Raw genomic sequence first — 22,718 nt, 5'->3', positions numbered from 1 at the left:
ATTCAGACTCTGCTATGGTAACAAATCGGCAGCCCTACCGAGAAAAAGTGTCCCAGATGATTAGCTGGGGGCACTGGTTCGCCCTGTTTAATATTATCTTTGCCTTTATTCTGGGTAGCCGTTACCTGTTTGTTACCGACTGGCCCGCCTCGCTGGCAGGACGCATCTATGCGTTTACCAGCTGGATTGGTCACTTCAGCTTTATTGTGTTTGCCGCCTATCTGCTGATTATCTTCCCGCTCACCTTCGTAGCGATGTCCCAGCGGCTGCTGCGCTTTCTCTCTGCCATTATCGCGACCGCCGGGCTGACGCTGATTCTGGTGGACAGCGCAGTCTTTAATCGGTTTCATCTGCACCTTAACCCGGTGGTATGGGAACTGGTCGTTAACCCGGATCAGAGTGAGATGGCCCGCGACTGGCAGCTGATGTTTATCAGCGTACCGGCCATATTTCTGGTCGAGATGCTGTTTGCCACCTGGAGCTGGCAAAAACTTCGCAGCCTCAACCGGCGCAATTTTGGTAAGCCGCTGGCGCTGCTGTTTATCGCGGCGTTCTTTACCAGCCATGTGATGTATATCTGGGCGGATGCGAACTTTTATCGCCCTATAACCATGCAGCGCTCCAACCTGCCGCTCTCCTATCCGATGACCGCCCGACGCTTCCTGGAGCGGCACGGCCTGCTGGATGCGCAGGAGTATCAGCGACGCCTGGTGGAACAGGGTAACCCTGAGGCACTGTCGGTCACCTATCCACTAAACAACGTCACCTTTAGCGACGCCGGTACGCGCAATAACCTGCTGGTGATCACCGTGGATGGATTGAACGAGGCTTCAGTGGCGAAAAGTCTGCCGCACCTGAAGCAGTTTGCCGATGAAAACGTCAATTTCACCCATCACTTTAGCGCAGGCTTTACCGGCGACAGCGGCCTGTTTGGCCTGTTTTACGGAATTTCACCGGGCTATATGGACGGCGTGCTCTCCGCGCGCGTCCCCTCTGCCCTGTTTGGCGCGCTGAGCAAGCAGGGTTACCGGTTCGGTTTATTCGCCTCCGACGGCTTCAATGCGCCGCTCTACCGTCAGGCGCTGCTGGCAGATTATTCTCTGCCTGCATCAAAAAGTCAGCCGAACTCGCAGACCACCCTACAGTGGCAGCGCTGGCTGGACGGGCAGAAGAATAGCACGTCGCCGTGGTTCTCCTGGCTGTCACTGTCGGGCATGGCGGAGCCAGCGGGTAATGCGAAAGAGTTCGCCCGCCGCTACGCGCGCAGCGCAGCCGACGTGGATACGCAGATTCAAAACGTGCTGACGACGCTGAAAGATAACGGCATGCTGGATAAAACCGTCGTGGTGATCACCGCCCGCCACGGCATTGCGCTGGACGGCGACACCAGTATGGGTAACCGGTCCAATCTGCAGGTGCCGCTGGTGGTTCACTGGCCGAACACCCCTGCACAGCAGGTGGACAAGCTGACCGGGCATCAGGATATTATGACTACCCTGATGCAGCGCCTTCTGCACGTCAGCACCTCTGCCTCGGACTATTCACAGGGAGAGGATCTTTTTGCCGCTGCCCGTCGGCGCGACTGGGTGATTGCCAACAGCGATCGCCAGCTGGTGATCACCACGCCTTCCGTCACGCTGGCGCTGGATGCTAACGGCAGCTACAAGGCATGGGATAACCAGGGGCATCGGTTAAAAGATCATAAGCCTCAGCTCGCCCTGCTGTTGCAGGTGCTGACCGATGAGAAACGTTTCACCGCCGATTAATGGCTGGCACTGTATAAATTCAAAGCAGTCAACGCGTTAGGCGCTTGCAATTGCAGATGAAATGAGTAGTATAAGCCCACGTGTCGGCACGTAGCGCAGCCTGGTAGCGCACTGTCATGGGGTGTCAGGGGTCGGAGGTTCAAATCCTCTCGTGCCGACCAAATTATCCCCGAAAAAAGCAGCCTCTTATGGCTGTTTTTTTTGTTTAAAGGGAATTTATCATGGTAAAGTTGTGGTAAAACGTAATCAAAACGGTAGCCGGTAGCGGTTCATTGCATACTTTTCTGAGCTTCGTGACAATTACCTTGAAAACAACCTCTGCTACAGCGCCTTGTCATTAATCTGTATATTCACCAAGGCTGATTAAATCCACAGAAGCGATGACATAGCAGCCCAGACTATTATTGCCTAAATCCCATTAGCCGGAAGAGACGTTCGGGTGATTTGAGTTGGTTAAATTTTTTTCGGCAATGGCCGATGATATCACCTCAATTCAGGTGGCCAAATTCAGTGTGCCACTACAGTTAATACTATAAACCTTAAGGAGACATGATTATGACTAAGAAAATTGCAGGCATTTACGACACCAAACAACAAGCGTGGGAAGCAATTGAAGCTTTCCGTGGTGTAGATTCAGCTTTAGAAAATCCGAAACTTGTAGGTCTTTACAAAGAGCTTGCTGACGCTATTGAAGCAGACTTAGTTAAAGAAGGAAATACCATCCCAGATTTCAAGTTATAGGTGATCACGGGTGGTAATCTGGCAAATATACAAGAGCAGGCTAAATTAGCGTTCCGAATAGTAGATCATCTGAAGGGAACTCAGCCCGGATTGTGCGATCTGATCAATCGCCAAACGAATACTAATCACCTACCGGACTGAGCGATGACGATCATAGCACCCGTCTCCCGAAATGAACGACGCCTGATGCAGAAAACTATCCACAAAACCTGGGATAAGGATACTGCCGTGCTGATGCTGCACCGCGGCAAGAGTGTCAGCGACGTTGCCAGAATGCTCTGCTGCGCCAGTTAATCCGTTGGCCGCTGGATTAACTGGTTTATCCTTTATGGCATCGATGGCCTGAAATCGCTTTCCCCGGACGTGGGCGCCGCTGGCCTTTTGAGCATATCTGCACGCTGTTACGCGAGCTGGTAAAGCACACGCCAGGCGACTTTGGGTATCAGCGTTCACGGTGGAGCACGGAGCTGATGGCAGTAAAAATCAGAGAGATAACTGGCTGCTGTCTGCATGCTTCTACTGTCCGTCGCTGGTTACCTGCCGTCGGTCTGGTGTGGCGCAGAGCCGCGCCCACACTGCATATATGTGACCCGCACAAAGATGAAAAATGGCGGCAATTCACAAAGCGCTGGACGAATGCAGCACAGGGCATCCGGTATTTTTCGAAGACGAGGTAGATATCCATCTCAATCGCAAAATTGGTGCAGACTGACAGAGACGAGGCCAGCAGGTACGCGTTGTCACGCCGGGGCAGAACGAAAATATTATCTGGCAGGAGCACTCCACAGCGGCACCGGCCGGGTCAGTTATGTGGGTGGCAGCAGTAAAAGTTCGGTGCTGTTCATCACCCTGCTAAAACACCTGAAAGCGACTTAACGGCAGGCAAACACCCTCACGTTAATCGTTGATAACTATATTATTCATAAGAGCAGAGAAACGCTGCGCTGGCTGAAGCACAACCCGAAGTCCAAGATAATTTATCAGCCGGTTTATTCACCATGGGTTAATCACATTGAAAGGCTGTGGCAGGCGCTACACGAAACCATTACCCGGGATCATCAGTGCCGGTCAATGTGGCGGCTGTTGAAAAAAGTACGTCATTTTATAAAAACTGTCAGTCCATTTCCGGGTGGCAACCACGGACTGGCAAAAGTGTAGCGATATTAGGATCACTTTTTTAGCCTTGACGAAAGATATGGAGCAAGCATCAAACATGCTCATCTTTATCCAGGATGATTTTCACAGCATAAAACAGGTCTTCTAGATGCATTGATCGTCAGCAGCTTAGAACACTTTTTGCTTAACACAGTTGAGTTAATTACTATGTCCGTGCGATTAACTTGGTGGCAGGGCATCATGTACAGCTGACGCCATATTTGAACACACGCGGAGAATGGATGCATGGCACGTCAAATTGCCCCCGGTTACTGTGTTGTAGAACGTCCCGGAAACCTTGCTTTTCAAGCCAGGGAGCTGTTCAGGGATACCCGCTCCCCTGCGGCCAGCCTGTTTATGAAACTCAATGCAGATACACAGTGGCTAAAGCCGGGTCAGATATTGATCGTTGCAGACCCGGATACGGCTGCACCGATCGCTACGCAGATGCTGTACAAACTCAGGCAGGCAAAACAAAGTAGGTGTTGGCGGTGTAGCATGCGCGGCAGTAGGATCTATCGCCGGAGGCTACGCTGGTAGTGTGGCAGGTGAGAAACTGGTCAATATGTTTTTGGAGTCAACCGGTGATGACCCTGTAAATAATTCTGTGTAACTGCCACCATATTAAAGGTGACCGCTCAGGCGGTCACCGAACTCGATAATAAAACGACTCATTGCCAGCCGCCAGTTTCGGATCGGCATATTCCATTTTTTTGACGCATCCCTGATCGCCAGATAAATAACCTTCCGTACCGAGTCGTCTGTCGGGAACACTTTGCGTTTCTTTATCGCCTGACGGATCACGCTGTTTAGCGACTCGATCGCATTGGTGGTATAGATGGCTTTGCGGATATCGGGGGGATAGCCGAAGAACGTATTAAGATTTTCCCAGTGCGTGCGCCAGCTTTTGCTGATTTGCGGGTACTTCTCGTCCCAGACGTCTGCAAACTTATCCAGCGCCATCAGCGCCGCCTCTTCGGTCGCAGCCTGATACACCGTTTTCAGCCCGCCGGTGACTGCCTTGTAGTCTTTCCACGACACGTATTTCAGGCTGTTGCGCACCATATGGATGATGCACAGCTGGATATGCGTTTGGGGATAAACGCTGTTTATCGCATCCGGGAAGCCCTTCAGACCGTCCACGCAGGCAATCAGGATATCCTGAAGGCCCCGGTTTTTAAGCTCCGTCAGCACGCTGAGCCAGAACTTCGCGCCTTCATTTTCTGCCAGCCACATACCCAGCAGCTCTTTCTGGCCTTCGGTATTAATGCCCAGTGCGAGGAAGACGGCTTTATTAATCACGCTACCACCGTGGCGAACTTTTACAACAATACAGTCAAGATAAACAATGGGATAAAGTGCATCCAGGGGGCGATTCTGCCACTCTGTGACCTGCTCTTTAACCGCATCGGTGACTTTAGAAATCAGCGTGGGTGAAACATCCGCGTCGTACATCTCTTTGAAGGTGGCGACGATTTCTCGCGTGGTCATGCCTTTGGCGTACAGGGACAAAATCTGGCTGTCCATCTGGGTAATACGTGTCTGATTTTTCTTTATCAGTTGCGGTTCGAAGGAGTTTTCACGGTCACGCGGCGTGCTCAGCTCGATTTCGCCGTCGTCACACAGCACCGTTTTTGAAGAGTAGCCGTTGCGGGTATTTGAGCCTGATTTGGGGGCATTTTTCTCATGCCCGAGATGGTCAGTCAGTTCGGCATTGAGTGCCGTTTCCACGGTAAGCTTCGTCAGCATGCGGGAAAACGCATTGAGATCGGCTTCGGTTTTAAGGCCTTTAGCCAGTTCAGCCGCAAGGGCCCTGAGTTTCTTTTCGTCCATAAATTGCCTGTCTCCGTTGTTGGAGTGAAGATATCAAAAACAGGCAGATACACAATTTAAATTACAGGCTCCCGGTGATTGAACATATACTAGCCAGGTCAGGATTATTCTTTGGACTATTCGCCAGTTTACTTATTTTTATATCGTTTTTTCTCTACCTGGCCAATAAGCGTCGTTATGAAAATTTAGTCTTACTTTTCAAAGAAAAATATACATTCCCCGCTCCTGCCTCATTTAACCATATGGTTGGTTTTTTTGGTGTTTTCCCCATGAGCAGATTTTTTATCAAATTGAGCAAGAAACAGAAGATTTTTTTGCTCAGGCAAAACGACCCTGCTTATAATTTTTTGAGGAGAATGACTTAAAAATTCAGCCATGGATGAGGTATTTATCCGCCATGTGGATGACTGCGACTGCGTTTTATCTGATTTCTATATTAGCTGCCATTATATTATCTGCGGTCAGGTGAGCAAAAAATATCAGGGAAGAAAATCAATCGCAGTTTTGATCTGGGTACGATAAGGGGAAGCATCGCAGAACACAGCCCCCAGAGAACAAGTGGGAACTCTCGCCATCTCATGGGTCATAACTGCATACTCATTATCATCAGTCAGTCTGACAAGCGAAACCAGCCGTTCCGGTCGTGTGCTGTATGGATACTTTAAACGGCAGCCGCGGGATCGCAATCCTGCGGTTCAGCCGGCTGAGAATATCACTTGTGACATCAGGCAGCAGGGGCGGCGGTCATTGAGTCAGGTCTGCCACGCACCTCTACAGGATGCTATATTCATACAGTTGACGACGGATCTGGATATTAAATGTCGTTTGATCTTCTGCTGATAATTTTGCAAAATCACCAACGAACTCTTTAAGCGTCTCTACTGGTTTTTTCTCCGGGGATTTGGCGAGTGCCTCTATTGCTTTAACCACAAATACCCCACATCCGTTTGGCACGTTTCCCTGCATATCCCCATTAATGAATGCGATATTCTCTTTAAGCACTCCTGCTGCTCTTGCTGAATCAATCAAGTTATTTTTTGTATTTTCATTTAAATCACCTAAGGAATTAAATACAACACACTTATTTATATGATCGGATCCATCTTTATACAAAGCAAACATGACCCAGTGATCCCCTGTATTTACCGGAAAAACCTCCGGCTTATCAGAAATATTATTGGATTTTATTTTTTCACCGATCTGTTCAGACAGCATATTTATGTTTTTTTCAGGCTCAATCAGTCCAATGGGGAAGTTTAATGACAAATTATCAGCGTCCTGATTTACATTATATATGGCAGCATTTATTTCATCCGTTGTCAGCATACGAGCGCGACTCCACAAATCCTGGTCGACAAACTGCTCGAACGGTGATTGGCTCCTGTTCCCGGCGCTGAATATAGCGGTTACATCCTGTTTCTGCGTTGCATGAGTTAAGGCAGAACCCGCCATATAAAGCAGTTTAGAGGGAGAATTAAACTTACTCCTGTCTGGATCATTTGCTTCTTTAGTTTTACACGCCGTTTCATATAATTTAAGACTGGCCAGTTGAATCTCTTCGTCTATCCCGTTCTTCCCCTCGGTTTTTCCGCTAAACAAGCCAAAAAGGATATCCTCAGATCTTTTACCTGCCTCATCATTACGAAGGGCAATGTTATGCAAAATATCAATACAATCGACGTTGCCATCTGCTGCTGATTGACCCAATACATCAAGAGTTTTAATATCCACATTGTCTGTGAATAAGTTATCGAACTGTTTTAAATTTATCTGATAACGAGAATACAAATCAATATTCATTTTTTTCCTCTCTTAGAGCTAAGGAACATAACTAATTTTCACATCTTATATGTTAAATCACTCGGCAGTAAATGTATTTCAATATTCGCTTTTCTGTAGGTTTACCGGATGATCAGTTAAGCGATGTTGTGCTAACCATCGTTTAACAACAGAGCATGCACCTGGAAGAATCGGGCTACGTTATCGCCTGTTTTCTTAACCAACGTGACGAGTGAGATAATTTTTTTGCTGCTCTGGGGTCAGTCCGGGCACAGATCTGGGGCGTCTGGCGGGGGGGTTCTAACTTAATGCCTGCGGATTTTTTAATTAGCCTGAATTCATCACATCAGGCTATATAATGAAAAAGTCATCAGTAGCAGCCCGCCAGCGGTATTGATGGTTCTTTTCAACCTGAGTGGGTTAATTTTCCTGGCGGAAAAAATGAGTATATGGCTGATGACAATAAGCCAGATGCTCATAACGAGCACATGCACGGAAGCCAGGGTCAAATAGTGGCTAATGCCCCCCTGTTTTCCGGCAAATTGAGATACCACCGTCAGATAAAACATAATGGCTTTCGGGTTAAGAACGTTAGCCAGCCATGCCTCTTTCACCGTAACGGACGAACGCCTGTTATCAGGTTTGTCTGGCTTTGATGTAAGGCCGCTGAGGATGAGCATAATCCCTAACCACAGAAGATAGGCTGTCCCTGCTATTTTCAGTGCAGCAAAAATGGCTGGCGATGAGACAACTACCGCAGTTATCCCAAGCCCGATAAGAAGCGCGTGAGTGTATATGCCCAAAGCCGTTCCGGCCAGCGTCCTGAATAGCCCCCTACGCCCGCCAGCCAGAGCGCTGCTCATCACCAGCGTGAAGCTTGCTCCGGGGGTGAGAGCTACAGGCAGAAGTGCGGGCATAAAGCCGATAAGATTAATATCCATATTCTTTGGATTTTAACTGAGATGCTGTAGATCTGCCAGTTCGGCGGGTATGAAGAGCCATTCGCTATCCGTTTTAGGTGTCAAAACAATCCTGAGAGGAATGCAAATGAGTGTTCCCGCAACTCTCCGAATGTAATTACAGTTAAATGTTCTCGTTTATTTCACAAAATGCGCCGGATATAAATAATTACAGCCGGGGGGGGGCAACCCTCTACAGTTCACATGCGAGGGTAATTATCAGGACTGGCTTAGCATAAACAAGCATGCAATGACTCTTTTCTTCAGATACTTCTCCTGCTGTTGATATGGTAGTTTATTAGCTGGTTTAGCTCATACTCATTTTGAAAGGGAAATAAAATGATAACGATACGACTGCTGCTTCTTACCCTGGTTTCTTTCGGCATTTTATCATGTGCTTCATATAGCTATGATGGAAACGACGGATATGATGGGTATCATGCCAAAAAGCCCAGCACATTCAGCCCTACTCCGGTGTATTCCGTTAATGATAAAGGCGAGGTTAAACGCGACAGACGTATGGAGCAGGTGTCAGGCCGGGGTTGTGCTGATAATAGTACTAACTGCGACAGACCTTTCGGCTGGTAACCTGCCTGCAAAAAGTTAGTTAGCGCACCTTCCGGCACCCTGAAATAACGGATTCACTGGTCCCAGCCAAAAGGTTTTCACCCGAGGCGGTGCGCTACTCTATAATGCCGTTAACTGTTTTCACTGCTCATAAGACGGGAGCCACGGTGGCCGACACACTCCAATCTCAAACGCCCCTCTTTCGCTGTGGAAACGCACCTATCACCTTTCCGGTGGTGCCCGACGCGCACTTTCTCGGTGATATCGTCCGCACCGCCCTGCCCGACTTCCCTGCCATAACCCTTTTTCAACTGGGGTACTGCCCGGAGGTTTACCATCCGACGCTGTTCTCCACGCTGGATATACCGTTTCCCGCACACTTGCAGCGGGCAGTCGACAAGCGTCAGGCAGAGTATCTTGCCAGCCGCTATCTGGTCAGACAGGCGCTGTCGCACTATGGCATTGAGGGATATATTCTCAGCAATGATGCGCAGCGTGCGCCGATCTGGCCCGCTGGCATCGTCGGATCGCTGTCGCATACCCGGCATTGCGTCAGCCTGCTGCTGGCGTCGGCAGATTGCGCGCTGCTGCCCGGCGTGGACTGTGAAGAGGTGATGCAGGGCAAAACCGCGCAGGAGCTGGCCAGCACGATTTTGAATGAGGAGGAAAGGCAGCAGCTTGAGCAGAGCGGCCTGCCGTTTGCCACGGCGCTGACCGCGGCCTTTTCACTAAAGGAGAGCCTGTACAAAGCGCTTTTCCCGTCGCTTCGACAGTTTATGCATTTTAGCGACGCGGAGATTATCTCCTGCTCACCGCAGGCAGAGCGCGTAACGCTCAGGCTGCTGAAGGATTTCTCCCCGCGCTTTCCCGCCGGATGCGAGTTTAGCGGGCATACGCTGAGTGACGCCAGTCATCTGCTCAGCTGGGTCATCGTCGAGGGGGCACATGACGCTACGAAGGCGCCATAAAAGCCCGGCCTGACTGACGTCAGGCCCCCAGCGTCCCGGTGCGTTTTACCGCATCCAGCGTAGCCTGTTGGCGATCTTCCCCGGTCAGCTCACTCAATCGACCGTCACGCATCTCCAGCAGGCGATCGGCATGCAGGAAATAGCTGTCGTCGTGGCTGATGGCGAGAATGGTTTTACCCATCTCATGCAGCCATGGCAGCAGTTCACGATAGAATATACGGCGGAAATGCGGATCCTGATCGGCCGCCCATTCATCAAGCAGCAGGATATCACGCTGTTCGGCCACCGCCAGCAGCAGCGCCAGCCGCTTACTCTGGCCTTTAGAGAGCGCCAGGTTAAGCACCTTGTTACCGTTAAGCTTAATCTTGTCGCGCATTTCCAGCCGCTCAAGCCACTGCTCAACCCTGACAGGGTCGGCGGCCTGGCCATTATCATCAATCAGGCGATCGAACAGGTGAACGTCCGTGAATACCGCTGAGAACAGGCGGCGATAACTCTCCCTGTTTGAATCATCTATTACCTCGCCATCCAGCAGGATCTGCCCGGATACCGGCGTATAAAGCCCGGTCAGCAGCATCGCCAGCGTCGATTTTCCACTGCCGTTCCCGCCAATCAGAAAGACCCGTTCACCGCGCCTGAGCGTCATACTAATCGGCCCGACCTGGAAGCCGCGATCGCCATAGTGGAAAACCAGATCCTTAAGCTCAAGGGTCTGCCAGCGCTTCGCCTCGCCGGGGGCAATAAACTCTGGACGGTAATCGGCCAGCCGGAAGGCATTCAGCTTGTTAAAGGCAACCTGGGCGCTGAGCAGCGTGGGCAGCGCGCCCACCGCAGAGAGCAGCGGCGTGCGCAGAAACAGCAGCGTCAGTGAGTAGGTAGCCGCCACGGCGGTGTCCGCCCAGCCAAGGGTATTCGCCATATAAAAGACCAGACCAATGGCGCCCAGCATCATAATGTTGGACCAGTTTACCGCGCTGAGGTGAAAGGTATCGGCGCGCACGATATGGTGACGGTAGTTTTTGGCGTTTTCCTGATAGAGGTTTTCAAAGATCATTCGCGCCCGCTGGCGGTTAAGCGCCAGCTCCTTACGTCCATCAATGATGGTCTGATAGTCCGCGTAGAGGTGGTCCTCGGTTTCGCGCAGCTTAGCCATATGGCGATAAACCCGGGAGACCAGCAGCCAGCCGCCGATAATGGTTATCGTGACCCAGACCGCAGTAACCAGCAGCATGCGGGGCGAGAGCCAGGCCAGATAAGCGGCAGAACCGAGGGTCAGGATAACGCCCTGGATCAGCTCCGGCAGGCGCACAAAGGCAATTGTGATGTTGCGCACATCGCTGGTCAGCCCCGCCAGCAGCTGCGCACTGCCGATCTGCCCGATACGTTCCACCTGGGTATCCAGAATGCGTTTGATAAATTCGCCGCGCAGACGCCAGACAAAATGGTGACCGAGCATCGTCAACGCCAGCTGAGAGGCGAGGGTCACCGCCAGCAGCAATAGCAGCAGCCCCAGGAACTGCGGCAGTACCGCCAGTGAGGCACCCAGGGTCACAATCAGCTCGCGGTTAATAAAAGCGATCAGCCCGATGCCGAGGGCGGCACTCAGCAGGCTCAGGGCAATGACGCCCAGAAACGGCCAGCGGTACTGACGGTAAACAACGTGAAGCAACTCCATGACATCATCCAGGTAAAGTCTACGCAGCCTGCAGTTTAATGACTGCCCGGACGATATCAATAACTATTCTCACTTGAGAACCTGCCGCTAACGGAAAGCGCGACGGAAGGTCAGGTTATAGCGGAATGCGCCGGTGGCGGGATGGATACCCGGCTTCAGCGGCAGAATGCCGTGAAAGCGCAGCCTGGACGGGCCGCCCCACACCACGATGTCGCCATGTTCCAGCAGCACCCGCTGAGCGGCATCACCGCGCTCGAAGCCGCCAAACTGGAACACCGCCGGCAGCCCCAGCGAAACGGAAACGATAGGCTGCCTGAGATCCTCTTCATCCTTATCCTGATGCAGGCTCATCTTCGCCCCCGGCTCGTAGCGGTTGATCAGGCAGGCGTCAGGCTGAAAACTCTCAAATCCGGCCTCTGCCGCACAGGCGGCAGCCAGGGCGCGAAACCGCTCCGGCATCGGCGGCCAGCGCTTGCCAGTGGCGCTGTCCTGAACGCTATACTGATAGCCCCGGGCGTCGGTTGACCAGCCAAAGTTCCCGCAGTTGGTCATGGCGACCGACATGCGGTGGCCGCCAGGGGTAATACGGTGATGAAACGGGTTTTGCGCCGAGACCTCGCTGACCAGCGTCATTAGCCCCGCCGCCTCATCGCGCGCGCGGCGGCGCAGGATAACGGCCCCCTCGGCCAGCGGCTCCGCCCAGGGGGCGTCTTCACTAAAAAAGTCCAGCATGGTGGCTCCTGAGGGCAGCGCGCTGCTCCGGTTATTGCCGGATAAAGGCTTTAAACTGTGGCGACATCCAGGTTACAAAGCCATCACCCTGCTTAACGATCAGATAGACGGCGAGCTTCTCCCGCAGCGCCAGCGCCTTAGCTTTCTCCTCGCCCAGCACCATCAGCCCGGTATCCCATCCGTCGGCTTCCAGCGCCGTGGTGGCAATCACCGTCGCCGACACCAGCTTATGCTGAATGGGGCGTCCGCTGACGGGGTCAATGACGTGGGAAATTCGCTTGCCGTCCAGTTCATAGTAGTTGAGGTAGCTGCCCGAGGTGCTGATACCGTGCCCCTGCAAGTCCACCACGGCCTGTACCGCGTTCTCTTTGTCGGTCGGTTTTTGAATCGCCACCTTCCAGGGGCGCCCCTGCGCATTCATGCCGCGGGTCAGTACCGCGCCCCCGACGGAAACAAGGTAGCTGTTAATGCCCTCTTTCTCCATCAGGCGTGCCAGATGATCGGTGGCAAACCCCTCCCCGACCGTTGACAGGTCAACATAGAGGCCGGGCAAATCTTTTTGCAGCCAGGCACCCTCAGCCTTCTGAATCACCTGCAGATGCGGCAGGCCGGTTAGTGCGCGGGCGGCATCAATCTGCGCCTGGGTGGGGGTTTTTACCGGCTGCTTATCCGGTCCAAAGCCCCACAAATTGACCAGCGGCCCTACGGTGATGTCCATCGCACCGTCGGTTTTCTTCCCGATACGCAGCGCAAGCGTGACGATGTCCGCCATATTATCGCTGATCGGCTGCGGGTCTCTGCCGCGATACTGATTAAATTTGGAAAGAGCGGAATCGGGTTTCCAGGTCGACAGCTCCCGATCGTCCTCGTCGAGCTGCTGCTGAACCGCTTTTTGTAGCGCATTTTTACGCTCAGGCGCGACGCCAGCCAGGCTAACCCTCCAGAATGTTCCCATTGTGCGTCCTTCAAGAACCAGCCCCGGATCGGCAGGACTCTGGTTTTGATTGTCACAGCCGGTAAGGGTAATAAATGCTGCTAAACCAGCATAATACAGCGTGTTCTTCTTCATCAAAGCTCAACAACCTTTAGTAAATTTTGGTCCGAAAACGGTCCTTTCTGCCGCTATCTGCCCGGGATAATGACTTGATTATCATAAAAATGCTCACCAGAATGGTTGCCCGACGCAGCTCTCTGAGAGCGGCAAAACCCTGGATACAGAGGAGATCCGCTATGATCTATTTTCTACTCCTTGCCGTATGCACCGCGCTGATTATCTTTTCAGGCTATAAGCATTACAAGCAAACGCATACCAAACAGCTCTATCGTCCACATCGTCGCTAATGCGGTCTCGCAGTAGCAGCAGGAGAAGGAGCAGACGTTCAGGGAGTGAATATAAAGGGCAAAAGAAAAACGAGAAGGCAACCGGAGTACTTTGAAGGGAAAATAAACAGGGAGCGCAGCGGTGCTGCGCTCCAGCCAGTTTAGAACTGGTAGACCAGGCCCAGCGCAACGATGTCATCCGTATTGATGCCCGCAGCGTCGGTAAACTTACTGTCATCCAGCAGGTTGATCTGGTAATCAACGTAGGTGGACATATTTTTGTTGAAGTAGTAGGTCGCACCCACATCAACATACTTTTTCAGGTTCTGTGAGCCATAACCCTGAATGTCGCTGCCGCGAGAGCTGACAAACGCCAGGGAAGGACGCAGACCGAAGTCGAACTGGTACTGTGCAACCAGCTCCCAGTTATCCGCTTTATCCGCATAGCCGTAGGCCGCATTCGGGGTGTCATCCGTAGGGGTACTGCCGAAGCGGGTGGCATTGTAAGAGCGGGTATACATCGCCGCCAGGTAGATGCTGTTGGCATCATATTTCAGGCCGCCGGTGTACGCGGTGGCTTTATCACCCCGACCCAGAATGGTTGAACGGTCTGCCGTGCCGCCGTTCTGCTCCGTGGTGCGGTCAGAGCTGAACATCGCACCCCCGATACCAAAGCCGGAGCCGAGATCGTACGTGGTTGACAGACCCCAGCCATCACCGTTCTGTCCGAGCGTATCACGCCCATTTGGCGACTCGGTGGCGCTGCTGTTTTTACCCTGGTATTGCAGGGCAAAGTTCCAGCCGTCAACCAGGCCGAAGAAGTTATTGTTACGGTAGGTCAGCATGCCGTTACCGCGCTGGAACATAAAGTTATCCGCGCCGTAGGTATCCCCACCAAACTCTGGCAGTACGTCGGTCCATGCGCCGATATCGTAGGCCACGCCGTAGTTACGACCGTAGTCGAGTGAACCGGAATCACCGAATTTCAGACCCGCAAAACCTACGCGGGTGTAGCTGTTGGCGGTGCCTTCAGATTCTGCGTTATTCAGTGCTGCCTGGTATTCCCACTGACCATAGCCGGTCAGTTCGTTTGAAATCTGCGTTTCACCTTTGAAGCCAAAACGCATGTAAGACTGGTCGCCGTCGTTACTGTCGTTATCAGAGAAATAGTGCAGGCCATCTACTTTGCCAAACAGATCAAGTTTATTTCCGTCTTTGTTGTAGATTTCAGCCGCGCCTGCTGAACCTGCTACCAGCATTGCAGGAATCATCAGGGAGAGAACTTGACGTTTCATCTATTATTACCCTCTGGTTATATTATAATTGCCACTGCTTACTGAATATTTGTTATTCAGCTGAAAGCCCATACTAGTGACCAGCGCGTAATAATCTATAAAGAAAATGATACCAAATTTCCGAATGTGTTTCATACTGTAACCAATCTATTGCCAAACGTAAATTTCGCGGGAATTTTACACAGCACGTATCGCTAATAATGATGGCACGGATTATCAAGAATCCATCAATAATTAATCAAGTATCTGTTTTTATTGCATTTTTTAAAATGTCATTTCTGAGCACTGAATGATAAAAATTAGTGACCATCCGGTTATACAATAACTCCGCTATCATCATTTTATTGCTGTATTACCCTCATTCAACCCGAATGTTTTGCTTTACCCTGATTTCAGCCGAACCTTGCGTTCGGCTTTTTTTATTTTCGGGGGGGTATCCGCAGATTATCAGCGCTCGCGCAGCGATTCCTTCACTTTATTAAGCGGTTTTATCAGATAATCCATAACTGATTTCTGACCGGTTTTAATTTCAACATTCGCCACCATACCGGGAACAATAGGGAATTTACGCCCTGCCCTGTTCGCCAGTTCCGCCTTCTGCGTACGTACGTAAACGCGATAATAGTACTGATCGCGTTTTACCTCATCCTGCAGGGTATCGGGGGAGACGGTTTCCACCTCGCCCGGCAGATCGCCATAGATGGATGAGTCGTACGCCGTCACCTTGACGGTGGCGGGCAGGCCGGGCCGGATATAGGCAATATCACGCGGATTGATGCGCGTTTCGATCAGCAGCTGATCCTCCAGCGGCACGATTTCCATCAGCTTGCCGCCGGGCTGGAGCACGCCGCCCACGGTGGTGACCTGGATATCCTTGACGATCCCGCGTACCGGCGAATAAAGGGTGGCACGGGTGAGCTGATCCTCTTTACCGGTCAGCACCTCCAGCTGTGCATCCAGATCGGCGTTATTCTTCACCTGCTCTTCACGCGCCCTGACCGCATAATCGTTCTTCGCTTCATCAATTTTACCGCGCAGCTCGCTGATTTGCCGCCGCAGCCTGATCACCTCCACCTGCCCGGCGGCCCCTTTTGCCACCAGTGGCTCCGTCATGCGCAGTTCATCCTGCACCAGCTTCATTGACTGGGTTAAATTGCTGACGGTTTCATTCAGATTTCGGCGTCGCGACTGATAAAGCTGGGTTTCCCTGGCCACCAGAGCCGGCTCTTTCAGCGTCTGCTCACTGAACCGCAGCGGCGCGCCGGTCAGCTCGGAGCGCAGTCGCTCAGCCGAAGCCGCCAGCGTGCGGGCTTTGGCCGCCGCCTCACCAAAGTTAGAGCGAAAACGCGTCGGATCGAGCCGGGCCAGCACCTGCCCCTTCTCGACAATGTTCCCCTCATGGACGTTAAGCTGGTCAACGATGCCGCCGTCCAGGCTTTCGATCACCTGCGCGCGGCTGAGCGGCGTGACCTTGCCGGTACCCACGGTGACCTCATCCAGAATGGCAAAGTGCGCCCAGATGAAAAACAGCGCCAGCGCCGCCGTGCACAGCCAGATAACGGAGGAAGTCCGGCGCTCGTTGCGTTTCATACTCCGGTCAATCAGTAGCAAACTCATGCCGCATCCCCCTTGCCAGCAGCCTGTGGTGAGGCGACGCGCAGGATCTCATCGCGCGGGCCATCAGCAATAATCCGTCCGTTATCCATGACCACGATACGATCCACCAGCTTGAGCAGCGCCGGGCGATGGGTGACCAGCACCAGCGTTCGTCCGGCCAGCCAGCCCTGCATCTGACGGATAACGTGCTCTTCGAGCTGCTCATCCATGGAGGCGGTGGGTTCATCCAGCAGCACCACCTGCGGCTGACGGAGGATCATCCGGCTGAGCATCACCATCTGGCGCTGTCCGCCCGACAGTCCCCTTCCCCCTTCGTTGATAATGCGGTCAAGACTGGCCGCATCCTGCTGGACCAGGCTGAGCGCACCGCTGATACGCAGCGCCTGAAGCATCTCCTGCTCGCTGGCATGGGGATTACCCAGCATCAGATTCTGCCTCAGCGTGCCGAAGAACAGGCGTGAATCCTGCGACAGCCAGCCGAGCTGGCGACGCAGATCGATTGGGTCAATCCGGCGGATATCCACCCCGTCGACGATCACCTTACCCTGGGTGGCCAGCGCCTGCCCGGCCAGCATCCGCAGCAGCGTCGATTTACCCGCCCCCACTTTACCCAGCAGGGCGATCCGCTCGCCGGGTTTGATCTGCAACTGCCCAACGGTGACCACATTTTTGACGTTTTCCTCGTCGTAGCTGTACTGCACGCCGCGCAGATCGTAGTGCCCGGTGAGCGTGGGGCAGTGCGCCATTTCGCCCTCTTCCGGCTGGTCGAGCGGCTTTTTCAACAGCTCATCCAGCCCGTTCATGGCGCTTTTCGCGTGCTGCCAGCGCGAAAATACCATCGTCAGCTGCATCAGCGGCGCGATGGTGCGTGAGGAGAGCAGGCTGCTGGCCACCAGCGTACCGGTAGTAATTTCACCGCTGAGCACCAGATAGACCCCGGAAACCAGCATCCCCGCATAGGTGAGCTGCTGCACGGTTGAGGCCCAGCCGGTCAGCCGCGCGCCCCACAGCCGCTGCTGCATACCAATTGCCGCGCTCACCTCATGGGTCTGCTCCCACTGGCGCTGGAAATAGGGCTCCGCCTGGAGGGATTTAATGTCTTCAATCCCCTCAATGGTCTCCACCAGCACCGCGTTGCGCAGTGCGCCCTCACGCAGCCCCTCTTTCGCCAGTTTCGCCATCGGGAACTGCACCAGCAGCCCGGGAATGACAATCAGCGGGATCGCCAGCAGCGGCACGATCACCAGCGGACCGCCGATAAACGCCATAATAAACAGAAACAGGATCACAAAGGGCATATCGGCGGCGGCCCCGACGGTCGTCGAGGTCAGCAGCTCGCGCACCTGGTCAATTTCCCGCAGCTGGGAGATAAAGGAGCCGGTCGATTTAGGTCGGGCCTCATTGCGAATGCTCATCGCGCGGGCGAACAGCATCGACGACACCTTAAGATCAATGCGCTTCCCCATCAGGTCGGAAACCTGGGTGCGCATCAGGCGGATCAGATACTCAATGGCGGCCGCAATCAGTACGCCCGTGAACAGCACCCACAGCGTGGATTCCGACTGCGCGGGGATCACCCGGTCATACACCTGCATGGAAAACAGAATGCCCGCCAGCGCCAGCACGTTCCCCACAATCGACGCCAGCGAGATCTCCATGATCCGCCGCCCCATGCCGCGAAAATTTTCCCAGAACCAGTGCTTTTTATAGGGCTGAACGAACTCGTCAATGCGCGCATCGCGCGCCCGCGCGGCCACGCCAATAATGCCCACCTGCGGCTGGCTTTGCGCCAGCAGCAGCGTCAGTTCACTTTCGCGTACCACATCGCCGCCGTCGCTCAGCCAGTAGCGCGCGTGACCTTCAGCGTCGATGGCCTCTACCACCACCACGCTGCCATTTTCCATGATCAGGACCACCGGGGTGACCTCCTGCCGCCAGCGGATTTTTTCACGCGGCATCATGGTCATATGCAGGCCCAGCAGGCCAGCCAGACGCTCCAGCTGCTGGCCGGGTGCCAGGTGCTCAAACCAGCGCATCTGCTGGCGCAGCGTTTTGCCATCTGCCGGTTTGCCAAACCGAGCCGCCACGCGGAGCATTGCGTCAATCCAGTTCTCGGTGCTTGCGGTCTGTTTACTCATAATACTGCCTTATTCTGTTAAGGTGCCCGGCCAGCGTCAGAGCGAAGGAAGGGTTTGCCCGCTGGAGGCTTCACGATCGATGCCCATGATATCCAGCAGATTATCGACCGCGGCGGCATAGCGAACCGTGGCGTCCCAGCCGTCATACAGCGCCGTCAGGCGGCTGCTGTCGGCCTGAAACACGTCCTGTTCGACGCTCAGCAGATCGTTGAGGCTGCGCTTGTTGAGCTTATATTCGTCGGCGTAGACCGCGCGGGTGTGATCGGCACTGCCGAGCTGCTGCTCCCCGGCCGTTTGCCGCTGCTGGGCGCCGATCATATCGGCGTAGGCGGTGGAGGCGTGCTGATTGATATCCAGCTTCGACTGCTGGATCGCCGCGACGGCAGCCTCTCTGTCGCCCTCTGCGGCGCGGGTCTTCGCACTGACCAGCCCGCCCTGATAGAGCGGCGCCTCCACCTGGAGCTGTAATTCATCGTCCCAGTAGGACTGTCGGCTGTTTTGATAGCGGGTGCGTCCGGCTTCCACCTTGAGCGTTGGCCAGTGGTTGGAGGCGGCCTGATGGACACGCTCCAGTGCGGCCTCCTGTTTGGCCTGGGCGCTGCGTACGGCGGCGCTTTTCTCATAGGCGATCTTATCGAGGGTGACCTGCTGGTTAAGCAGCGACTGCGGCAGTTCGGGCAGATCGCCCGCGACCACGCCGGTTAGCACCGTCAGCTGGGCCTGCGCGGTGCGTTCCCCGGCGCGATACTGCTCCAGCGTCGCATGCATCCCGGCGATGCGCGTTTCCGCCTGTAGCACGTCAGACTGCGAACTCAGCCCGGCGTCGGCACGCATTTTGGCGATCTCTTTGACCCGCATCAGCGAGGCCACGTTATTGCGCGAGGCTTCCACCAGCGCACGGTAGCGCTTCACCGACAGATAGGCCTGGAGCGTGTCCTGCGCGACCGTGGTCATGGTGTCGTACAGCGCGTAGCGGTAGGCTTCCGAGAGCTTATGCTGTTCATCTATCGCGCCGCCGGTGCGGCCAAAGTCGTACAGCAGCTGGCTGAGCGTAATGCCGCCGGAGCCATTGTTGTTCAGGCTTCCCGAGGAGTCGGTCTGGTGAGAACGGCCGCCAGAGGCCTGGAGTGAGAGCTGGGGATACCAGGCGCTTTTTGCCGCATCCAGATCGGCTTCGCCCACGCGGATTTGCGCGGCAGCCTCGGAAATTTTGGGATTGCGGGCAAACGCGCGCAGTATCGCGTCACGCAGCGTCAGCGTGGCGACCTGCTCCTCACTGGGCGCGGCCCGCCAGTTAAACTGGGCTTTGGGTTCGGACGCCGCCAGCGCATGTTGTCCCAGCGTACTGAACAGCGCGGCCACGCAGAGTGAAACCCACTTCTTCTTCATTTTGACACCACTTTCCCATTAGAAAAAATAATGTGATGCCGGACAAATAGCGCAGGAGCGGTATCCATCCGAACGTACGTAAGCCAACGCCCGGCAGGGCGCTAATCTGTACCTGGTGACAAAGGATTACGCAGTAATCCCTGCGAGAAAGGGGCAATATTTAGTGCCAACGTGGCGTCGTGTAATGAAAAAATTCCGACGCTATCCGTCTGTTATTTTGGTTATTGCGTTTTTTAGCTCTTTTTCGTAGATTTAAAAATGGCCCTTAAACCAACATATTTTTCAACAATAGCCCATACAAGAAATTTACATAAACATAAAATATACTTAACTTTACACGTCCTGCACCAGAATGTCCTGCTCCGATGCAGGGTAAAACCCGATTTACACCACGTATGCCTGGAAAGTGTGCTGATTTAGCAGATCGCCCAGCGTACTCTCAGAGACCAGCGGGGCATGATGGCTGGCATCGGCCGCCTGCACACCGAGCGTTCTGTCGGTTGGCGTTGCCCAGATCCCCCCTTCCGCCTGGGGATCGCCGGTAAGCCGGACGGCGGTCAGGTCGACTTTCGCCTCCTCCTCTGCCGAAGCATGAGCCAGCGGGGCTGCCTCATGCAGCCCCGGTTTACCCGCCAGGGCGTGCTGCTCACCGGTGACCTCATGCTTTGCACCACTCACCGCTGTAACCGGCGTGCCGGTGAGCGTCGACAGCAGCGTAGTGATGCTGTTATGCGCCGCAGGCTCGCCACCCTTTTCATCCTGATCCGCCAGCGCGGCGGAGGCGACGTTCACCTCATCTCCGCTACCTTCCAGCGCTTCATAAGCGGTCACGCTGTTGGTGGTGCTGGTGTCAATATCGGCACTCACCTGGTGCACGGATTCAAACGAGTTACGGGCGATATCCGCGACGGTAAAAAGCATCGTATTGAGCCCGTGCGTATTGAGATCGTTGATGTTGACTTCTGCGCTCCACTGACCGTTTTCGCCGAAGTTCAGGCCGTATAGCATGTAGTCGCCCACATTCAGTGACGCGCCGATGATGGGGAATTCGCTCTGTACCGTGCCGTTCACCGTGACCCAGGTCGCGCCATCGTGTTGACTGACGTCGCTGTTGGTCAGGTCATTTACCGTAAAGTGGGGTTCACTGGAGGAGTGCGTGATCAGCCAGACATCGCGCGTCGCACTGGCTCCATTACCGTTAGGATCCAGGGTGGAAAAGTTCAGCGTATATTTGCCATCGTGCAGCGCCGCAAGCGTTTCCCCATTGATATAGGCCATCCATGTGCCATCGGCTGCCCCTACCCGCCCCTCATAAACCTTGCCATTTAACGTTATCTCGATGTCCGTACCGCTCGGCAGATGCGAAGAGGTACCGGTGATTTCAATGCCAAACTGCCCTTCATAGATATTCAGGGCATCGTCATGTGAAATGGGGTCAACGGTAAGCGTGGGCAGGGTTTCGTCGGAGCCGTAAATGTTCAGGCTTTTCCCGGCGGTAGTTTCATTTCCCGCCGCATCCGAGATTGAAAATTTCATGCCATATGTACCTTCGTCCATCGCCTGGATAACCGACGGGGCGAATTCAAAGTGCCAGCGGCCATCCTCCTCAACGGTGGTAGTCCAGGTCTGCTGGTTAAAGATCAGGGTGACGGTTCGGCCCGCCTCTTCAGCATCGGTGGTACCTGACACAATCAGCGGGTCGTTAATTTCGCTGCTGTCGATCATATTGTCACCGGCTATAGTCTCAACGCTTAGCGAAGGTGCGGTGATGTCCATCATAAAGCTGGCGGTGGCGGTTCCCGTTTGCCCCCACATATCGGTAGCCGTCACCGAGATCAGGTTTTCACCGATACTGAAATTGCGGTCCATGTCGTCCATGCTGAGTGGAAGCGACCAGTTGCCTGCACTATCCACTTCGGCGTGGAATGTCGTGCCGTTAAGGATGATCTCCACATGTTGGCCTGCGCTAACTGAGCCAGTGGTGCCGCTCAGTAACTGGTCGTTATGGAACTCCTCATTATTCAGCCAGCCGTCGCCAAACGGCGTATCAACGGTGGGGTGAGGCGCTGGCGTGGCTTCCGGGGGAAGTGACGCCTCAACGGTAATGCGTTGATTGGCAGACGAGGTGCCCCCTACCGCGTTGGCAAAGCTGACGCTTAACACCGCCTGACCGGCCGGTAAGGACAGTAACGCCTCGCTGGGGATTTCCACGCGCCAGCTGCCGTCGCTGTTTACGGTAGTGGTCCAGGTATTACCGTTCAGACCAACCGTGAGCGTCGTGCCGGGATCGAGATGGGTACTGGTACCGTCCAGGATTTGTGCCGAGTGTTTTTCCTCTGAGCTCAGCACGCGGTCGCCGGTAAAGGGGTTAACCTTAATCGTAGGTCCGGAAGCCGCGGCCAGCGCGAAGGAAGTCACCTCCCCCACCGTCGTGTCGCTGGCTACGGTCGCACCCTCTGTGGCCGCAGCAGCGTTAGCCAGGGTTAGCCCGCTGACTGGCGTCGCCTGCGCGTCGGACAGCGTGGCATTACCGGCGCTCACCGGCGTGATAGATTCGCTGGCGCTCACTGACGCGATATCAGGCGTAACGGATTCGCTGGCGTTCACCGGCGCGGTGTCCGACGTAACGGATTCGCTGGCGCTCACCTGCGCGATATCGGGCGTAATGGAATCGGTGGCAGAAATTGATGGAGAAGTTGCTAACCTTTGCTGTGCGGATTGCGCACTCTCTGCTAGCGACGCGTTTTTCTCGCGACTCTGTTCTGAAGTAGACATGGTGACCCC

General features: G+C 54.2%; 15 protein-coding genes, 1 tRNA gene and 3 pseudogenes. 6 read left to right on the top strand and 13 right to left on the bottom strand.

The annotated features are described in order from the left end of the window. The first annotated feature begins 14 nt into the window (after positions 1–14). The 5 genes and pseudogenes from yejM to AC4PCC_RS06650 all read left to right on the top strand — a co-directional run. The gene (yejM, locus tag AC4PCC_RS06670; RefSeq protein WP_492126816.1) at positions 15–1,766 is read left to right on the top strand and encodes an LPS biosynthesis-modulating metalloenzyme YejM; all 1,752 of its coding nucleotides are present in this window, start codon (positions 15–17) and stop codon (positions 1,764–1,766) included. A gap of 84 nt (positions 1,767–1,850) precedes the next feature. After that, positions 1,851–1,927: transfer RNA gene (locus tag AC4PCC_RS06665), tRNA-Pro, on the top strand. A 394-nt stretch (positions 1,928–2,321) separates the two neighbouring features. Continuing rightward, positions 2,322–2,507, top strand: a complete 186-nt coding sequence (locus tag AC4PCC_RS06660; protein WP_492126815.1) for a hypothetical protein — start codon at positions 2,322–2,324, stop codon at positions 2,505–2,507. Positions 2,508–2,651: 144 nt separating this feature from the next. Next, a pseudogene (locus AC4PCC_RS06655) lies at positions 2,652–3,665 on the top strand (IS630 family transposase). A gap of 243 nt (positions 3,666–3,908) precedes the next feature. After that, positions 3,909–4,142: pseudogene (locus AC4PCC_RS06650) on the top strand (hypothetical protein); the annotation flags it as partial. 144 nt (positions 4,143–4,286) lie between these two features. Here the strand turns inward: AC4PCC_RS06650 and AC4PCC_RS06645 are convergent. The 5 genes and pseudogenes from AC4PCC_RS06645 to AC4PCC_RS06625 all read right to left on the bottom strand — a co-directional run bounded on the left by AC4PCC_RS06645 (position 4,287) and on the right by AC4PCC_RS06625 (position 8,215). Further along, positions 4,287–5,495: an IS256 family transposase gene (locus AC4PCC_RS06645; RefSeq protein WP_492126739.1), complete on the bottom strand. Its 1,209-nt coding sequence runs from the start codon at positions 5,493–5,495 to the stop codon at positions 4,287–4,289. 230 nt (positions 5,496–5,725) lie between these two features. Beyond that, complete coding sequence (locus AC4PCC_RS06640) at positions 5,726–5,872, bottom strand: hypothetical protein (RefSeq protein WP_492126814.1); 147 nt, start codon at positions 5,870–5,872, stop codon at positions 5,726–5,728. A 102-nt stretch (positions 5,873–5,974) separates the two neighbouring features. Further along, positions 5,975–6,230 (bottom strand): annotated as a pseudogene (locus AC4PCC_RS06635) (CcdB family protein). A gap of 36 nt (positions 6,231–6,266) precedes the next feature. Next, positions 6,267–7,295: an ElaD/SseL family deubiquitinase gene (locus tag AC4PCC_RS06630; RefSeq protein ID WP_492126813.1), complete on the bottom strand. Its 1,029-nt coding sequence runs from the start codon at positions 7,293–7,295 to the stop codon at positions 6,267–6,269. 320 nt (positions 7,296–7,615) lie between these two features. Continuing rightward, the gene (locus AC4PCC_RS06625) at positions 7,616–8,215 is read right to left on the bottom strand and encodes a LysE family translocator (RefSeq protein ID WP_492126812.1); all 600 of its coding nucleotides are present in this window, start codon (positions 8,213–8,215) and stop codon (positions 7,616–7,618) included. 752 nt (positions 8,216–8,967) lie between these two features. Between AC4PCC_RS06625 and AC4PCC_RS06620 the strand changes: the two genes are divergently transcribed. After that, positions 8,968–9,768, top strand: a complete 801-nt coding sequence (locus AC4PCC_RS06620; RefSeq protein WP_492126811.1) for a 4'-phosphopantetheinyl transferase family protein — start codon at positions 8,968–8,970, stop codon at positions 9,766–9,768. A 19-nt stretch (positions 9,769–9,787) separates the two neighbouring features. On the opposite strand, the gene AC4PCC_RS06615 is transcribed toward AC4PCC_RS06620, so the two are convergent. The 8 genes from AC4PCC_RS06615 to AC4PCC_RS06580 form a co-directional block, all read right to left on the bottom strand. Beyond that, complete coding sequence (locus AC4PCC_RS06615) at positions 9,788–11,443, bottom strand: multidrug ABC transporter permease/ATP-binding protein (protein WP_492126810.1); 1,656 nt, start codon at positions 11,441–11,443, stop codon at positions 9,788–9,790. 87 nt (positions 11,444–11,530) lie between these two features. Then, a complete protein-coding gene (gene alkB, locus AC4PCC_RS06610) occupies positions 11,531–12,175 on the bottom strand; it encodes a DNA oxidative demethylase AlkB (protein ID WP_067705604.1) in 645 nt (214 codons plus the stop codon). Positions 12,176–12,206: 31 nt separating this feature from the next. Beyond that, positions 12,207–13,244 carry an FAD:protein FMN transferase ApbE gene (gene apbE / locus AC4PCC_RS06605; RefSeq protein ID WP_492126809.1) on the bottom strand — a complete coding sequence of 346 codons (1,038 nt, stop codon included), beginning with the start codon at positions 13,242–13,244 and terminating at the stop codon, positions 12,207–12,209. A gap of 412 nt (positions 13,245–13,656) precedes the next feature. Further along, entirely contained in the window at positions 13,657–14,790 is a 1,134-nt protein-coding gene (gene ompC, locus AC4PCC_RS06600; protein WP_067705608.1) for a porin OmpC, read from the bottom strand. Positions 14,791–15,237: 447 nt separating this feature from the next. Continuing rightward, a complete protein-coding gene (locus AC4PCC_RS06595; RefSeq protein WP_492126808.1) occupies positions 15,238–16,407 on the bottom strand; it encodes a beta-barrel domain-containing protein in 1,170 nt (389 codons plus the stop codon). Next, the gene (locus AC4PCC_RS06590) at positions 16,404–18,545 is read right to left on the bottom strand and encodes a type I secretion system permease/ATPase (protein ID WP_067705612.1); all 2,142 of its coding nucleotides are present in this window, start codon (positions 18,543–18,545) and stop codon (positions 16,404–16,406) included. Before AC4PCC_RS06590 ends, AC4PCC_RS06595 begins: the two co-directional genes overlap by 4 nt. A gap of 36 nt (positions 18,546–18,581) precedes the next feature. Further along, positions 18,582–19,934, bottom strand: coding sequence for a TolC family outer membrane protein (locus AC4PCC_RS06585; RefSeq protein ID WP_345828301.1), 1,353 nt, complete (start codon positions 19,932–19,934; stop codon positions 18,582–18,584). A gap of 384 nt (positions 19,935–20,318) precedes the next feature. Further along, the gene (locus AC4PCC_RS06580; protein ID WP_492126807.1) at positions 20,319–22,709 is read right to left on the bottom strand and encodes a hypothetical protein; all 2,391 of its coding nucleotides are present in this window, start codon (positions 22,707–22,709) and stop codon (positions 20,319–20,321) included. Positions 22,710–22,718 lie beyond the last annotated feature (9 nt).

Source organism: Erwinia sp. L03-1, assembly GCF_058686115.1.
The sequence above is the reverse complement of the archived record's forward strand: the minus strand, read 5'-3'. Positions and strand labels throughout refer to the sequence as shown.

Bases quoted from the DNA above. Each gene is read 5' to 3' on its own strand.
- yejM (WP_492126816.1), top strand. From the start codon at position 15: ATGGTAACAAATCGGCAGCCCTACCGAGAAAAAGTGTCCCAGATGATT.
- AC4PCC_RS06660 (WP_492126815.1), top strand. From the start codon at position 2,322: ATGACTAAGAAAATTGCAGGCATTTACGACACCAAACAACAAGCGTGG.
- AC4PCC_RS06645 (WP_492126739.1), bottom strand. From the start codon at position 5,495: ATGGACGAAAAGAAACTCAGGGCCCTTGCGGCTGAACTGGCTAAAGGC.
- AC4PCC_RS06640 (WP_492126814.1), bottom strand. From the start codon at position 5,872: ATGGCTGAATTTTTAAGTCATTCTCCTCAAAAAATTATAAGCAGGGTC.
- AC4PCC_RS06630 (WP_492126813.1), bottom strand. From the start codon at position 7,295: ATGAATATTGATTTGTATTCTCGTTATCAGATAAATTTAAAACAGTTC.
- AC4PCC_RS06625 (WP_492126812.1), bottom strand. From the start codon at position 8,215: ATGGATATTAATCTTATCGGCTTTATGCCCGCACTTCTGCCTGTAGCT.
- AC4PCC_RS06615 (WP_492126810.1), bottom strand. From the start codon at position 11,443: ATGGAGTTGCTTCACGTTGTTTACCGTCAGTACCGCTGGCCGTTTCTG.
- alkB (WP_067705604.1), bottom strand. From the start codon at position 12,175: ATGCTGGACTTTTTTAGTGAAGACGCCCCCTGGGCGGAGCCGCTGGCC.
- apbE (WP_492126809.1), bottom strand. From the start codon at position 13,244: ATGAAGAAGAACACGCTGTATTATGCTGGTTTAGCAGCATTTATTACC.
- ompC (WP_067705608.1), bottom strand. From the start codon at position 14,790: ATGAAACGTCAAGTTCTCTCCCTGATGATTCCTGCAATGCTGGTAGCA.
- AC4PCC_RS06595 (WP_492126808.1), bottom strand. From the start codon at position 16,407: ATGAGTTTGCTACTGATTGACCGGAGTATGAAACGCAACGAGCGCCGG.
- AC4PCC_RS06590 (WP_067705612.1), bottom strand. From the start codon at position 18,545: ATGAGTAAACAGACCGCAAGCACCGAGAACTGGATTGACGCAATGCTC.
- AC4PCC_RS06585 (WP_345828301.1), bottom strand. From the start codon at position 19,934: ATGAAGAAGAAGTGGGTTTCACTCTGCGTGGCCGCGCTGTTCAGTACG.
- AC4PCC_RS06580 (WP_492126807.1), bottom strand. From the start codon at position 22,709: ATGTCTACTTCAGAACAGAGTCGCGAGAAAAACGCGTCGCTAGCAGAG.